Origin of the sequence: Candidatus Endoriftia persephonae, assembly GCF_023733635.1 — a bacterium.
Classification (GTDB): Bacteria; Pseudomonadota; Gammaproteobacteria; order Chromatiales; family Chromatiaceae; genus Endoriftia; species Endoriftia persephonae.
This window is the reverse complement of record NZ_CP090569.1, coordinates 697201-712541: the sequence shown is the minus strand read 5'-3', so window position 1 is coordinate 712541 and position 15341 is coordinate 697201. Positions and strand designations below refer to the sequence as shown.

Sequence of the window (15341 nt, the reverse complement as noted above, 5' to 3'; positions counted from 1 at the left end):
TCATCCAACGGACACGAAACTCAAGTTCGGCACTGGAGCGCCGAACACTAGAGAGAATCAAGGTGCAAACCAGGATAGTTACCTTTTATTCGCTATGTTCAGTCTTTTCAATAATCGTGCTGACCTGATGGATCAGACACTGTTCTCTGTCCCGGCCCCTGACTCGACACAGAGTCCGCTGGTTGAGACTCACCCTGGGCAGCTGCGACAGTGGGTTGCATCCCTCCCCTATGCCAGCCCGGAACGGGTTGCAGAATTTGTCATCGCCAATCTGAGCCTGCTCAACCGTCATCCCGACAGAGTCAAGGATCGTGCAGAGCTGATGGAGATCTACCGCATGCCCAGCACCCGGTTGTGCCGTATTCCAATCGGCAAAAGGGGTGCACCAGACATACTGCAGATCCGCCGTCTGCTGACGGAGATGGCCTACGGCTACAAACACATCATCAACGAATGCCTCAACAATCGCTCCTGGTTGAAACAGCGCAAACGTCTGCTGCACAGCATCTTCTACGCCCTGAAATTCCTTGCGCTGGAACAGTTTGTCGCCTTCGAAGGCTATGACTGTCGCTCCCGCAAGTCGTTAAGCGAGGTGCTCAAACTCTATGCCCTGGCAGAGCAGCAGAATCTGCATAACGAAATCATCGACGACCATGACCAGGCAGGTGACGAGACCTCGACCATCAGCCATCAGACCAAACGCATCATCCTCGTCTCACTGCTTGACCCCTGTCATCTGGAGCCGGGTGAGGCGCGTATCTGTTTCGACTTCCTCAACCAGTATGCCGGCAAGGCGAAGTTCGGCTCCGTAACCGCCACAGGTGACGCTGCGGGACGATTTGTCATCGACATGTCGGGTATGGAACCATCCCGCCCCTTCGACCCGGATACCAGCCCCAACCTCGATCCGAGACGCTATCGCCGCTTCAGCCTCACTTCGGTCAGCAAGCGCATCCACAGGGCGCAGCAAAAGATCGCCATGAATGGTGAGGAACCACCTCCAGGGCTGCAGCACCTGCCTCCGGAGGAGGCGATCCTGATCCTGCGGCGCATACTCAAGTCGTGGCACATTCAGCAACAGCGCGGGGCAGACCGGCAAAACCGACCGCGCCGGGTGGCGATCGCACTTGGCGTCACCAGCATCCACCACTATCTGCAGACCCTGGCGATCCAGAACGAATCCTCCGGCGACTCCAGCTTCTCGGTAATTCTCAATGGCAACCTAGGGGCGGACTACGCACCGCAACACAAGAGCTTCGAATGCATGCAGGTGGACCAGAGCGCCAGCGGCGTAGCACTACAGCTGCAGCTCTCGCAGAGTTCATCCCCCCAGGTGGGGCAACTACTGCTGATCACTGCCAGCGAGGATGAGAACAGTTCTGACTGGCGCATCGGCGTGGTGCGCCGCGCCATGCGCAAGGGCAACAGCTCGCTGGAACTGGGTGTGCAATTCATCCGCGGCCATGTCAGCCCGATCACTCTGCGCACTCCGAACAAAGGCAAAGAAGAGCAGCCAGGACGACGCGCACTTTTCATTGACCGAGGACATAAGCATCGGGGGTCGGTGATCGTCTCACGCAACTCTCTCGAGCTGGACCAGGGGTACCGGGTGGATGAGCAGACCCCCGATCCAGTGATCGTGCCGATGCAATTGGCCGAGGCGACCCCAGGTTTTGCCCGCTATCGCCTGAAGGATACTTGACGCCCCATGGGGCTCACGCATAGAGATCGTCCAGCGGCTGCTGCAGCTTACTGATGAGATCTTGATCCAGTGAGGCAAGCAACTCCGCCAAACGGGGGGATTCGGTCTCCACATCACCGGCTGTCGGCAACACAAAGTGATCGGCGTGATAGAGTTCGAGCAGCGAGGTCTCTCTCAGGTCCCGCGCCAGCGCCCACCCCCTATCCTCGCTGCGCAACACCAAGTGCGCTGCCTGCAGCGCCTTCAGCGCCGCCTCGATCCGCTCCTCTCCCGCCTCCGGCTCACGCTCAGTCAGCTCCGCGGTACTCAGTTGCCCCCCTTCCTGCTGGACCTCACGCAGATAACCGATCAAACGAAATGCAAGCAGAAAACTGGCTCCCCTCGAGTAGAACTTCTCACGCCAATTGTGCCGATAGATCCCCAAGCAGTAGGTAAACTCCGCCCCCAACAGGGTCACCAGCCAGGAGAGCCAGATCCAGATCAGAAAGATCGGGATCGCCGCCATCGCCCCGTAAATCGCCTCATAGGTGGGAAACTGGGTGACATAGAGAGCGAAGCCACGCTTCGCCGTCTCGAACAGCAGCGCTGCCAGCACGCCGCCGGCAAAAGCGTGGCGCAACGGTACGTTGCGGTTTGGCACCAGCGCATAGAGCAGGGTGAAGGCCAGTGCCGAGATCAGCACCGGCATCACCCCCAGCAGCCGGGTGCGCAGCTGCACCACCGTCGCATCCTCGATGAAGATCGGCAGGGAGACCAGATAGGAGGTAACACCCACGCTCACCACAATCAGGATCGGCCCTAGCGAGAGGATCGCCCAGTAGACCAGGAAGGTCGCAATCGGCTTGCGCTTCTTGCGCACGTGCCAGATGGTATTGAATGCCTTGTCAATGTTCGCCATCAACATCAGCGCGACGACAAACAGAAAACCAAAACCAACCCCGGAGAGCCGTCCCGCCTTCTGACTGAAGTTTCTCAGATGCTCCTGGACGATCTCCCCCGCCGCCGGCACAAAATTCTGGAAGACAAAGTTCTCGATCTCCGACGCCGCCTTCTCCGAACCAGGAAAGGCGGAGAAGAGCGCCAGCATCACCGTCATTAGCGGCACCAGAGAGAGCAACGTGGTATAGGTCAGGGCCGCCGTGTTCTGAATCCCGCCATCCTTCGCAAAATGGTGAAACAGCAGCGAGCTGAACTGACACAGCAGATCCAGATAACGTCTCGCCTCTGCAGAGATATCCCGGGTCATGGCCTTCCTTCCTCAATCGCGGCGGCGCCAGTATGCCACATCGCTTCTGGAGGCAAACAGCCAAGCTGTTAGAATCCGCGGTAAAAACTCACGGCCCCCTGCGGCAGAATTGCTAGAATGCCGTGCCCAATCGGAAGGAGAACCGCATGAGCCTCGAGATCTATTACAATCCCCGCTGCAGCAAATGTCGCCTGACCCTGCAACTGCTGGAAGAGAAGGGCGAAACCGCTGAGGTGATCGAGTATCTGAAGACTCCGCCTAGCCGCGAGCAGCTGGAGCAGATCCTCGACATGCTCGGCCTGCAACCGCGTGAGCTGATGCGCAAAAAGGAGGCGGAGTACAAGGAGCTCAAGCTGGCCGACGAGGGCCTCAGCCGGGAACAGCTGATCGACGCCATGCTCACCCACCCCAAGCTGATCGAACGCCCCATCGTCATCAAAGATGGCAAGGCCGCCATCGGCCGTCCTCCCGAGCTGATACTGGAGATCCTCTGAGATGAGTGAGATCCTGATTCTCTACTACAGCCGTCACGGCGCCACCGCCAGCATGGCGCAACAGATCGCCCGCGGCGTCGAGGAGATCGCCGGCGCCAGCGCCCGGCTGCGCAGCGTGCCCGAAGTCTCCACCGAATGCGAAGCGGTGGCCGACACCATCCCCGACAGCGGCGCCCCCTATGTCAGCGCGGCCGACCTGGAGGGCTGCGACGGACTCGCGCTAGGCAGCCCCACCCGCTTCGGCAACATGGCGGCGCCGATGAAGTACTTTCTCGACTCCACCAGCCGGCTCTGGATGAGTGGCAGCCTAATCGGCAAACCCGCCGGTGTCTTCACCTCCACCTCCTCCATGCACGGCGGCCAAGAGAGCACCCTGCTGTCGATGATGCTGCCGTTGATGCACCACGGCATGCTGCTGCTCGGCCTGCCCTACAGCGAGACCGAACTGCTGCACACCCGCACCGGCGGCACCCCCTACGGCCCCAGCCACCTCGCCGGCAGCGACAGCAAATTGCCCCTCAGCGACGAAGAGAAAAGCCTCTGCCGGGCCCTCGGCAGACGTCTCGCAGAGACCGCAAACTGCCTGAAAGGCAGTCGCTGACCCACCCATGAGCGCGCTGCAACTGCCCCTCGGCATCGGTTTCCACAACACCGTCGATTTTGATGGCTATGTCGCGGGAAACAACGCCGAAGCGGTCAGCAGCCTGCGCTCTGCAAACGACCCGTTCATCTATCTCTGGGGCGAAGCGGCCGTCGGCAAGAGCCACCTGCTGCAGGCGGCCTGCCGGGCGCAACAAGAGCAGGGCGACAGCAGCGCCTACATTCCACTGCAGGAGATCAGCAGCTTTGCCCCCGAGATGCTTGACGGCATGGAGCTGCTCGAACTGGTCTGCATCGACGATCTGGATAGACTGGCGGGGGATACAGGGTGGGAGATGGCCCTGTTCAACCTCTTCAACCGGCTGCGGGAGAACAGCGGACGACTGCTGGTCAGCGCCAGCGTCTCACCCGCCTATCTGCCGATCGAACTGCCCGACCTCGCCTCACGCCTCACCTGGGGACCCTGCTATCATCTGACCCCGCCCGACGACGCAAGTCGCCTGCAACTATTGATCCTCGGCGCCGCCAAACGTGGCCTCGACCTGAAGCCGGAAATCGCACAGTTTCTGCTGCAGCGTATCCCCCGTGACACTCGTTCGATCCTGCAGCGACTGGAGCAGCTCGACCAAGCCTCGCTGGCGGCACAGCGCCGCCTGACCATCCCGTTTGTACGGGAGATCCTCAAGCTCTGAACGGCTCCCTAGTGTTTAGCCGACTGTTAGACGTGCCACCCTTTGCGTTGTGCCTTGCGGGTCCAGACCCAGACATAGCCTATGCCGCTGGCCAGGGTGGTGGCGAGGGTGCTCCAGATCAGCACCGCCAGCAACAGTGGCGGCAGTGCCAATGGACCGGCGTTGGTCACCGTCGCCAGCACCAGCAGGATCTGCAGCAGGGTGTTCAGCTTGCTGATCAGACTCGGGTCAGCCTGCAGATCCTCGACGAGGAAATGGTAGTAGAGCCCGCCCCCCATGATTAGCAGATCGCGGAAGATCACCGCCATCACCAACCACACTGGCAATAGGTCGAGCGCCCCCAACACCAGAAACGAGCTCATCAGCAACGCCTTGTCGGCAAGCGGATCGAGCAGGCCGCCGAGCCGACTCTGCCAGCCAAACTGCTTGGCAAGAAAGCCGTCCAGCCCGTCGGAGATACCGGCCACCGCAAACAGCATCAGAGCGACGCCAAACTCCCGCACAAACAGCAGCCAGACCACCGGAACGGTCATCAGGATGCGCAGAAAACTGATCAGATTGGGGATATCCCGGGCTTTCACGAGGGAGCCTCTGAACGAATCATGGGCGGCAGCCTTGCGGCCAAAATCCCCCGCTGCTGCGTTACACCCAAGGGCATTTCCTGCGAGCAAAATCTTGGCAATGGACTCGCTATTACGCCGCACAGGGATGTGCAAGTATCGCGGAGATAGGATATCGTTGAGCGGCCCTGCGATTTCCGCCTTACAGCGAAAAATTTGGCCTCACAATTCTGCTCGCCCAGATTCATTCAGAGGCTCCCTAACGCAACCGATATTCCAGACTCTGCTGATCCAGGCTCAGCGCCGTAGCCGCACTCTCAGCCAACGGCGCCTCAACGACCACCGGCTCCAACACCCCGCCCAGGCGAATACCACGCCGCAACGCCTCACGTCCGCCCTGCACCCGGGCAAGGAAGCTGACCCGATCGGGCTCCGCCTGCAGCAGATCGAGCTGTTCGATCATCACCAAGGTTTTGAGATAGTCACGCACCAGTACATAGTCGGCGAGACGTTCAACACCAGCGATACGAATACGCAGGGTGCCCGCATCCAGGGCGCCGGCTTTCGGGGCAAACCGGGCCACCAGCAGATTGCCCGCCTGCTCCACACCCTGTTGCGCCAGCTGCTGCCGGTTGGCGCCATCCGCCTGCCAGCTGCTGGCACCCTCGGCATCGTAGAGGGTCCAGTCGGCACTCCAACTGTTGGCTGCCAGGCGACGCAACCGTCCAACCAGCACCACATCAGGGAGGTAGCGCTCTGAGGCGCTGCGGATGTTCTGTTCGAACAGCCCCCAGATATCGCTGCTCTGGATCGCCGTCTGGTCCTCCAGATCCATCAGAGGCACCAGCAACGGCAGACCCCGCTGCTGCGCCACCACCTGCATCGATTCGCGCAGCTCGGGCTCCATTTCCGGCTGATAGAGCGTACGTTGCCGGCCATTATCGAAAGAGAGCCAGACCAGGGTGGAGGGGCGTTCGCTACCCCAGGCGGGCAATCCATTGTCCCGTAGCAGCCGGTTCACCGCCCGCTCATCGAAACGCACCCACAGCAGCCGGTCCGGCTGCGCGGCGGCCCCCTCGGCGACAGGCTGCGCCGCGGCCTCACCAGTCGGCGGAGGCGGCAACATACGGTAACGATACTGCTGCACATAGCGCGGCGCGCGCTTCTGTACGCTGTTGAACCAATCGAAGACGAGCAGCTCCCGCTCACCGGTGGCTTTCACCAACATGCGGGCGAAGGCCTCGCGGATCCCCGCTGAGCGCACTGCGGCACTCTGCCCGGCTACCGGCACTTCGGCTTCATAGATACCCTCGACCCGTTCGGCGAACACCTGCCCCGGCAGCAGCGCCGACAGCAAAAGCAGAACCCAAACGCTATGCCAGCTCATCATCTCTCTATTCCCCAATCTCTTTTCTCCCCAGCCAGGGACTGAGCCGGATTCTAGCCTGCAGCGCAGTAGCTGTCTAAACCCGCGCCGCACAAGCCAATATCTGCTAGAATCCCCCGCCATTCAATCCCCCCTGCAGCAGCGGAGCCAGAGCGTGGAACACGAGTCCAACAAGCCGTCTGAAAGCGGCCTCAGCTACCGGGATGCGGGCGTCGATATCGATGCCGGCAACAGCCTGGTGGAACAGATCAAACCGATCGTCAAACAGACCTTCCGGCCCGGCGTATTGAGCGGCCTGGGCGGCTTTGGTGCGCTGTTCGAGCTGCCGCTGGATCGCTACAGGGAGCCGGTGCTGGTCTCCGGCACCGACGGCGTCGGAACCAAACTAAAGCTGGCGCTGGCGCTCAACAAGCACGACACCATCGGCATCGATCTAGTGGCAATGTGCGCCAACGACATCGTGGTGGCCGGTGCCGAGCCGCTGTTCTTTCTCGACTACTACGCTACCGGCAAGCTGGACGTGGATACCGCCACCGAGGTGGTGCGCGGCATCGCCCAAGGCTGCAAGCTAGCCGGCGCAGCGCTCTCCGGCGGCGAAACAGCAGAGATGCCGGGCATGTATGGCGAGGGCGACTACGATCTAGCCGGTTTCTGTGTCGGTGTAGTGGAGAAGAGCAAACTGATCACCGCCGAGCGGGTCCGCCCCGGCGACAGCCTGATCGCACTTGCCTCCTCCGGCCCCCACTCCAACGGCTACTCGCTGATCCGCAAGGTCATCGAGGTAAGCGGCGCCGACCTCTCCCAGCCAATGGGCGAGACCAGCCTCAGCGAGGCCCTGCTCACCCCCACCCGCATCTACGTCAAACCCCTGCTGGAGTTGTTCGATAATTGCGATGTGCATGCCCTGGCCCACATCACCGGCGGCGGCCTGCCGGAGAACCTGCCGCGGGTGCTGCCGGAGGGCAGCAAGGCAGTGATTGACGCTGGTAGTTGGCAGATCCCCCCCGTGTTTCGTTGGCTGCAGGAGCAGGGCAAGGTGGCGGAGAGCGAGATGTACCGCACCTTCAACTGCGGCGTCGGAATGGTTGTCTGCCTGCCTGCGGATCAGGCCGACGCGGCCATCGAACTGTTGCAGGCGGCGGGTGAGCAGGCGTGGCAGATCGGCCGCATCGAGGCCCACGATGGCGAACCAATGGTCGAGATCCGCGAGCCGTGAAGCAGGCAGACAAACCGACGCGTGTGGTGGCCCTGATCTCAGGGCGCGGCAGTAATCTGCAGGCGATCATCGACGCCGCCGGCACCAGCCTGCCGATCGAGCTGTGTGCGGTGATCAGCAACCGCGCCGATGCCCAGGGGCTTGAGCGGGCCACCGCAGCGGGCATCGCCACCGCCGTGCTGGAACACACTGACTACGCCGAACGTGAGCAGTACGATCAGGCGCTGATCGAGCTGATCGATCGCTACCGCCCCGATCTAGTGATGCTGGCCGGTTTCATGCGCATCCTGAGCCCGGCATTCGTGCGCCACTATGCCGGACGCCTGCTCAACATCCACCCCTCACTGCTGCCAGACTACCGCGGCCTGCACACCCACCAGCGGGTGCTGGATGCCGGCGAGCAGCTGCACGGCTGCAGCGTCCACTTTGTCACCGAGGAGTTGGACGGCGGCCCGCTGATCGTACAGGCTCAGCTGCCAGTGGCGGCAGATGATGACGAGGCGAGCTTGGCCGCGCGGGTGCTGCAAAAAGAGCATCAAATCTACCCGCTGGCGATCCGCCTGTTTGCCGAGGGGCGACTGCGGCTCAGCGACCGAGGCAAGGTCGAGCTTGATGGCACACCACTAACCCAACCGCTGACCTTCACCCCCGAGCAGGAGATCAGCTGAGCGATGCGCGACAGCGGCCGGCTTCACCTGCCCTGCCTGCTCGCCGTTCTGCTGTCGCTCATCTCACCAACAGCCTACAGTCAACCTGCCGGGCTACAGTCGTTCGAAGCTCACTACAGCATCAGTCGCCAGGGCATCACCCTGGGGCGACTGAAACTCTCGCTGCGCTTCGACTCCAGCGGCAACTACCGCTATCGCGCCGACTCCGAACACACCGGCCTGTTCAGCTGGCTACATCCGCAGCAGGTGGAGGAGCGCAGCGAGGGACACTTCGAGCAGGGTCAGGTGATCCCGCAGCGCTACCACTACCTACGTCGTCATAGTGACGAGAAGAAGCAGATCAAGCTGCAGTTCGACTGGCAGAAACGCCAGGTCACCACCTCTACCGGTGACAGCCGCTGGCGACAGCTGATCGAAACAGGCACCCAGGACAAATTCAGCCAGCAATTGGCGGTACGACTCGACCTGGCGCAGGGCAAATCGGAGATGCACTACCGGGTAGCAGACGGCGGCCGGCTCAAAGACTACTACTTCCAGTTGCGTGGCAGGGAGCGGATCAAAACGGTCGCCGGGACACTTGACTGCCTGCGGGTGGAGCGGCGTAAAGGGTCGGGTAAGATCGACTCCACCATTTGGTTTGCCCCCACAATCGATCACCTGCCGGTACGCATCTTGCGCAGTCAGGGTGGGGCCGAGTATCTGATGGAGTTAGAGACATTGGTCAGCGCCCCGTGAGAAGCTTCAGGGCCGGGGTAGAGTCACACCCTGCTGCCCCTGATACTTGCCGCCACGATCCTTGTAGGAAGTCTCACAGATCTCATCGGATTCAAAGAAGAGGATCTGCGCCACACCTTCGTTGGCATAGATCTTCGCCGGCAGCGGCGTGGTGTTGGAGAACTCCAGAGTCACATGCCCCTCCCAGTCGGGCTCGAGCGGGGTGACGTTGACGATGATGCCGCAGCGGGCATAGGTCGACTTGCCGAGGCAGATGGTGAGCACATTGCGCGGGATGCGCAGATACTCCACGGTACGTGCCAGGGCAAAGGAGTTTGGGGGGATGATGCAGACGTCGGATTTCACATCGACAAAGCTGTTGGCATCAAAGTTCTTCGGATCAACCACCGCCGAGTTGATGTTGGTGAAGATCTTGAACTCGCCGGCACAACGGATATCGTAGCCATAGCTGGAGGTGCCGTAGGAGATCACCCGCCCAGCAGATCCCTCACGCACCTGCTGGGGCTCGAAGGGTTCGATCATGCCATGCTCGGCCGCCATGCGGCGGATCCAACTGTCGGATTTGATACTCATCAGCTCAGACTACTCAGGCGCCTGCAATATAAAGAGCGCATCATACACAGCCCGACCCCGCAGCGCCAAACCTGGCTGGCAGTTACGCCCAACCACCCTCGATTATCCCCAGAAACCAGCAGCTCACGACAGGAACACATCTCCCAGACACACCATTCACATACGAATCAGAAGGTTGATCAACAACCTTCATTGTGCTGCTTTTATAGTAATTTCTGCTCCCGGCGCCCCTCCACCCAGACCGGACAATCACCCGATGAAGCAGCCGCCCGCAAAAAACCGAGTGCCTCCAACCGATCCAGCCACCGGTGTAAACGTCGATCAGCAGACAGAAACCGATCAGTTGGATAACCTGCTGGAGCTGCAGCGGAGGATACTGGAGTCGATTGCCAGCGGCTTGGAGAGTGTCACCATCCTGAATCAGCTCTGCCAGCTTATCGAGGCCATCGTGCCACACTCACTAGCCTCGGTGATGTTGCTCAACCCCGAGAGCGGTCTGCTCAGGGTCGCCTCCAGCCCCTCTTTCCCACCCCAGGCACTGCCCTATTTCGATGGCATCAAGCCGGGAGAGACCATGGGCTCCTGCGGTAATGCAGCCCTCTCGGGGAAACCGGTGTTCATCGACAACGTACCCGGAGACGTCCGCTGGGACGGCCTGCGGGAGGCGGCTGACATGTTCCAGATCGGTTCCTGCTGGTCGTTCCCGATCCTCTCTGTGCAGCTGGAGGTCCGCGGCACTTTCGCCATCACCTCACTGGAGGGCAGGACCCCTGACGCCTTTCAAACCCGCCTGCTGGAGACGGCCTCTTGGCTCGCCGGCATCACCCTGCGCAACGAGGAACGCAAGGAACGCCTGTTGCAGTGGAGCACCGCTGTGGAAAACTCCTCAGAGGGGATGATGATCACCGATGCCCGAGGCAATATCCTCGACGTGAACAGCGCCTTTTGTGTGATCACCGGTTATACGGCGCAGGAAACCCGGGGATGCAATCCACGCATCCTGCGCTCTGGCCGGCACGACGAATCGTTCTATCAGGCGATGTGGAACGAGTTAAAACAGACCGGTCACTGGCAGGGAGAGATCTGGAACCGGCGCAAGGACGGCGAGGTTTACCCGGAGTGGCTGAGTATCAGCCAGATCGCCGACGATGCGGGAGAGATCCAGAACTACGTGGCGGTATTCACCGACATCAGCAGCATCAAGGAGTCGGAGCGCCAGCTGTTCCATCTGGCCCACCACGACCCCCTGACCCGCCTGCCCAATCGATTGCTACTCAATGCCCGTCTGGAGCACCTGATCGATCAGGCCCGGCGCAACATACACTCTATCGCCTTGATGTTCCTCGACCTGGACCGCTTCAAAAACATCAACGACTCCCTCGGCCATGCCCTGGGCGATCAGCTGCTGATCGAAGTCGCCCAGCGTCTTAACGGCCGAATCCGACAGCAGGATACACTGGCTCGCCTCGGCGGGGACGAGTTCGTGGTGATCCTGGATCAGCCCGGAGGCACCTCAGAGATCGCCAATCTGGCCCAGGTCCTGATCGACGCGCTGGATCAGCCCTTCAGCCTCGGTGGAAAAGAGGCGTTCATCACCACCAGCATCGGCATCAGCCTCTACCCAGACGACGCCATCGAGCGGGAGGCCCTGCTGCGCAACGCCGACATCGCCATGTACCGGGCCAAGGAAGAGGGACGCCACCGCTACGCCTTCTATACCCCAAGCATGACCCGCCATGTACAAGAACGCCATACCCTGGAGAGCCAGCTGCGTCGCGCTCTGGAGCGGGAGGAGTTCGAACTCTTCTACCAGCCCCAAGTGGAGGCCAACAGCGGTTGCATTGTCGGCAGCGAGGCCCTGCTGCGCTGGCGCCATCCACAACGGGGACTAATCTCCCCGGAGCAGTTCATCCCGATTCTGGAGGAGACCGGATTGATCGAGGACGTGGGCCGCTGGGTTCTGGAACATGCCTGCATACAGACGGTCACTTGGCAGCAGACAGGCCTGCCTGGGATTCGCATGGCAGTCAATCTCTCCCGGGGGCAGATCTCCTCCACCTGCCTCGGACAGCAGCTGCCCCAGATCCTGCAACACACGCGTATGGACCCGACTCGGCTGGAGCTGGAGATCACCGAACACAACTTCATGCAACGGCCAGACACGGCAATTGACGTCCTGCATGGTCTGCGGGAATTGGGAGTGATGCTAGCGATCGATGGCTTTGGCACCGGCTACTCCTCCCTCGCCAAACTCAAACAGCTGCCGGTCAACTGCCTCAAGATCAATCGCTCCCTGGTGCGGGACATCAGCGTCGATTCCGAAGACGAAGCAATCTGCCGCGCCGTGGTCGCTTTGGGCCACAGCCTCAACATAAAGGTGATTGCCGAAGGGGTCGAGAATGAATCCCAGGCTGGGTTCCTGCGCACCATCGGCTGCGACGAACTGCAGGGCTTCCTGTTCAGCCGCCCCCTATCGGCCAAAGACTTCACACAATTATTGCAGGCGATGAAGGCAGAAAAGACCGACTAGCAGACTGTTCGTAAGCTTGGCTCAAGGAATCAATTCCAGAGGCCGATAAGGTGACAGACCCTGAGTAACGACCTCAGAGACCGTTCACCGAGGTAAAATATGGCCCCAAAACTTCCGGAGAAAGTGTTACTCGTCGATGATGATCGCAACCTGCTGGACTCATTCCGCCGCCAGTTTCGCAAAAGATTGAACTTGGTCACCGCTGTCAGCGGCGGTGATGCACTGCAGGCGATCCAGGACGACGGCCCCTTTGCAGTGGTGGTCTCGGACATGCAGATGCCCAATATGGATGGCGTAGAACTGCTCACCAGGGTCCGGGTAGCCGCCCCCAACACCGTTCGCATCATGCTCACTGGCAACGCCAACCTGGAGGTGGCCCTGGGCGCCATCAACCAGGGCCACATCTCCCGTTTTCTCAACAAACCGGTGGAGGTCCCCGAACTCTACGAGGCGATAATCGACGGCATCCAGCACTACCGGCTGGTGATGATGGAAAAAACGCTGCTGAATAAGACCCTGAAGGGGGCAGTGAACCTGCTCACCGACATCCTCAGCCTGGTCGATCCCGACTCCTTCAGTCAGGCCTCCCGCATCAAACGCCACGTCGACACCATGCTCAAGAGCCTGGGACTGCAAGACACCTGGCATTTTGAGCTGGCCGCGCTGCTCTCTCAGATCGGGCATATCACCATCCCCCGCGAGATCCTGGAAAAGGTCGCCAGCAACGTTCCGCTCACCACCAAGGAGGCAGCTCTCTACAAAACTCATCCGGAGATCGGCAGCCGCCTACTACAGCACATCCCCCGGCTGGAGACTGTGGCGGCCATCGTAGCCCATCAGGAGGCGGAGGATGAGATGGAGAAGATCGGCAAACACCTCTCTCAGGAGGATAAAATCACCCTTGGCAGCCATCTGCTGAAGGTCGCCATTGCCTATGACAAACGGATCACTGCTGGTATGGATGAGGATCAGTCCCTGACCGAGCTAAAAGACGAGCCCACCCGCTACGCACCGGCCCTGGTAGAGGCCCTGGCCGCCGGTGAGGGCAGCAACAAGCAGGTGGAGATCATGCATCTGCCCCTGGCCAAGCTGCACTCTGGCATGATTCTGGATCAGAATATCCGCACCCAAGCCGGCACCATGCTGGTCGCCCGAGGCCAGGAGCTAAGCCAGCCGATCCTGCTGCGCCTGATCGCGGCGGAACACAACGACGTCATCCATGGACCCTATCGGGTGGTGAACGTCAGGGAGTAGCCCAACAAGGTTCTCCAATGAACGCTTGTTCCTCGCGCCGCTGAACTTGCTCATTCCATAGGGACGACAGGACGAGTGCGTAGAGATCTCAGCTCCCGGCGACCTGTCACCTCAGAATCTTCCACCTATTTGTTTTTAGCTTCAGGTTCGCTTTGCCACAAGGGCAGACTTACGCAAAACGTCGCACCCTCCCCATCCTCTGTTTCGAGGGAAGGAAATAGGGGATATTGGTCTGTTCAAACGCAAGGAGCTCAGCACCAAGCCGTTCGCAGTGGCTTACGAGAAACAGTCTTCGGACGAACCGCGCTTGGAGTTCTGGGAAACCTACGGATGCTGGACCCAAGGTACGAGGCCATGTAAGAAGCCCCTCAACTAAAACCCCCGCATTGCGCGGGGGGCTTTTCGAACAACCTTAGTTATTTTGAATCACGATGTTGGGGAACTTGGCCGCATAGTCCTTGGCCTGCAGCGAGAGCTTGGCCGCCGTCTTGCGGGCGATCTCGCGGTAGATCTGGGAGATGCGCGCCTCGGGATCGGCCACCACAGTGGGCTGGCCGCTGTCGGTCTCGGCACGGATGCGGGTATCCAGCGGCAGCGCACCTAGCAGATCCACGTGGTACTGATCCGACATGCTCTGGCCGCCGCCTTCGCCGAAGATGTGCTCCTCATGGCCGCACTTTGAGCAGATGTGGGTGCTCATGTTCTCCACGATGCCAAGCACAGGCACCTCCACCTTCTCGAACATCTTCAGACCCTTGCGGGCGTCGAGTAGGGCGATATCCTGGGGGGTGGTAACGATCACCGCGCCGGAGACCGGTACCTTCTGCGCCAGGGTCAGCTGGGTGTCACCGGTGCCCGGGGGCAGATCGATCACCAGGTAGTCAAGGGCGTCCCAATTGGTATCGTTGAGCAGCTGCTCCAGCGCCTGGGTGACCATCGGGCCGCGCCAGATCATCGGCGTCTCCTCGTCGATTAGGAAACCGATCGACATCGCCTGCACGCCGTGACCGGTCATCGGCTCCAGGCTCTTGCCGTCCTTGGAATCCGGCTTACCCTCGATACCCAGCATGCGCGGCTGGGAGGGACCATAGATGTCGGCATCGAGCACACCCACCGTGGCGCCCTCTTCGACCAGCGCCAGCGCCAGGTTAACGGCGGTGGTGGACTTGCCGACACCGCCTTTGCCAGAGGCAACGGCGATGATGTTCTTGATGTTGTCGATCGGTTTCAGCGCCTTCTGCACCGAGTGGGCCACCACCTTCCAGGTCACCTCGACCTCGGCGGTGGCAACGCCCTCCAGCGCCTCAACCTGTGCCTTCACAGCGGTTTCGATATCACCGACACACCCCTTCGCCGGGAAGCCCAGCTCCACGGAGATCTTGACCTTGTCGCCATCCACAGCGATGCTCTTCACCGCCTTGGCGCTCACTAGGTCTTTGTTCAGGTGGGGCTCAAGATAACCCTTGATCGCCTCGTTGATCTGATCTTGCGTCACTTCTGACATCGCTGTTACTCCTACCACCGAGCGACCAGAGCGCCCGGACTATTCAAAGAAATTGGGATGGCGGCAGATTCTACACCATTATCGGAAAAAGTTACCAAGTAATTTGCTGGGTTTTATCCCATAAGCGACTGACCGGAGCGTCTGCCAAGACCCGCAGAAAACCTCAGAAGATGGCGGCAA

14 protein-coding genes and 1 pseudogene are annotated in these 15341 nt (G+C 60.6%); 10 read left to right on the top strand and 5 right to left on the bottom strand.

The window, feature by feature from the left end; translation table 11 throughout:
- The first annotated feature begins 127 nt into the window (after positions 1-127).
- Positions 128-1702 carry a flavoprotein gene (locus L0Y14_RS03305; protein ID WP_240991608.1) on the top strand — a complete coding sequence of 525 codons (1575 nt, stop codon included), beginning with the start codon at positions 128-130 and terminating at the stop codon, positions 1700-1702.
- 13 nt (positions 1703-1715) lie between these two features.
- On the opposite strand, the gene L0Y14_RS03300 is transcribed toward L0Y14_RS03305, so the two are convergent.
- On the bottom strand, positions 1716-2948 hold the full coding sequence (locus L0Y14_RS03300) for a virulence factor BrkB family protein (protein WP_006474301.1): 1233 nt from the start codon (positions 2946-2948) through the stop codon (positions 1716-1718).
- Between the two features lie 146 nt (positions 2949-3094).
- Here L0Y14_RS03300 and arsC point away from each other — a divergent pair, with 146 nt between their 5' ends.
- Genes arsC through hda form a run of 3 tightly spaced genes read left to right on the top strand, consistent with a single transcriptional unit; the run spans position 3095 to position 4734 of the window.
- Positions 3095-3442 (top strand): arsenate reductase (glutaredoxin), encoded by a 348-nt coding sequence (gene arsC / locus L0Y14_RS03295; protein WP_006474302.1) that lies wholly within the window; start codon positions 3095-3097, stop codon positions 3440-3442.
- A 1-nt stretch (position 3443) separates the two neighbouring features.
- Positions 3444-4043: an NAD(P)H:quinone oxidoreductase gene (gene wrbA / locus L0Y14_RS03290; protein ID WP_005961625.1), complete on the top strand. Its 600-nt coding sequence runs from the start codon at positions 3444-3446 to the stop codon at positions 4041-4043.
- Positions 4044-4050: 7 nt separating this feature from the next.
- Positions 4051-4734 carry a DnaA regulatory inactivator Hda gene (gene hda, locus L0Y14_RS03285; RefSeq protein ID WP_005961623.1) on the top strand — a complete coding sequence of 228 codons (684 nt, stop codon included), beginning with the start codon at positions 4051-4053 and terminating at the stop codon, positions 4732-4734.
- A gap of 26 nt (positions 4735-4760) precedes the next feature.
- Here hda and L0Y14_RS03280 read toward each other — a convergent pair whose 3' ends face one another.
- Together L0Y14_RS03280 and L0Y14_RS03275 are read right to left on the bottom strand one after the other, a co-directional pair.
- Positions 4761-5315 (bottom strand): CDP-alcohol phosphatidyltransferase family protein, encoded by a 555-nt coding sequence (locus tag L0Y14_RS03280; protein WP_005961621.1) that lies wholly within the window; start codon positions 5313-5315, stop codon positions 4761-4763.
- A gap of 238 nt (positions 5316-5553) precedes the next feature.
- A complete protein-coding gene (locus L0Y14_RS03275; protein ID WP_240991609.1) occupies positions 5554-6684 on the bottom strand; it encodes a DUF2066 domain-containing protein in 1131 nt (376 codons plus the stop codon).
- Between the two features lie 151 nt (positions 6685-6835).
- On the opposite strand from L0Y14_RS03275, the gene purM reads away from it, so the two are divergent.
- Genes purM through L0Y14_RS03260 form a run of 3 tightly spaced genes read left to right on the top strand, consistent with a single transcriptional unit; the run spans position 6836 to position 9300 of the window.
- Positions 6836-7897 carry a phosphoribosylformylglycinamidine cyclo-ligase gene (gene purM, locus L0Y14_RS03270; protein WP_006474304.1) on the top strand — a complete coding sequence of 354 codons (1062 nt, stop codon included), beginning with the start codon at positions 6836-6838 and terminating at the stop codon, positions 7895-7897.
- Positions 7894-8565: a phosphoribosylglycinamide formyltransferase gene (purN, locus tag L0Y14_RS03265; RefSeq protein WP_006474305.1), complete on the top strand. Its 672-nt coding sequence runs from the start codon at positions 7894-7896 to the stop codon at positions 8563-8565. The genes purM and purN overlap by 4 nt, the downstream gene beginning before the upstream one ends.
- Positions 8566-8568: 3 nt before the next feature.
- Entirely contained in the window at positions 8569-9300 is a 732-nt protein-coding gene (locus tag L0Y14_RS03260) for a DUF3108 domain-containing protein (RefSeq protein WP_005961613.1), read from the top strand.
- A 6-nt stretch (positions 9301-9306) separates the two neighbouring features.
- Here L0Y14_RS03260 and dcd read toward each other — a convergent pair whose 3' ends face one another.
- A complete protein-coding gene (gene dcd / locus L0Y14_RS03255) occupies positions 9307-9873 on the bottom strand; it encodes a dCTP deaminase (protein ID WP_005961609.1) in 567 nt (188 codons plus the stop codon).
- Between the two features lie 256 nt (positions 9874-10129).
- Between dcd and L0Y14_RS03250 the strand changes: the two genes are divergently transcribed.
- From L0Y14_RS03250 to L0Y14_RS03245, 3 genes and pseudogenes are all read left to right on the top strand, one after another.
- Positions 10130-12403 (top strand): bifunctional diguanylate cyclase/phosphodiesterase, encoded by a 2274-nt coding sequence (locus L0Y14_RS03250; protein WP_240991610.1) that lies wholly within the window; start codon positions 10130-10132, stop codon positions 12401-12403.
- A gap of 99 nt (positions 12404-12502) precedes the next feature.
- A pseudogene (locus L0Y14_RS16580) lies at positions 12503-12799 on the top strand (response regulator); the annotation flags it as partial.
- A gap of 90 nt (positions 12800-12889) precedes the next feature.
- Entirely contained in the window at positions 12890-13657 is a 768-nt protein-coding gene (locus tag L0Y14_RS03245) for an HD-GYP domain-containing protein (protein WP_420855216.1), read from the top strand.
- A gap of 412 nt (positions 13658-14069) precedes the next feature.
- On the opposite strand, the gene apbC is transcribed toward L0Y14_RS03245, so the two are convergent.
- Positions 14070-15161 (bottom strand): iron-sulfur cluster carrier protein ApbC, encoded by a 1092-nt coding sequence (apbC, locus tag L0Y14_RS03240; RefSeq protein ID WP_006474308.1) that lies wholly within the window; start codon positions 15159-15161, stop codon positions 14070-14072.
- Positions 15162-15341: the final 180 nt, after the last annotated feature.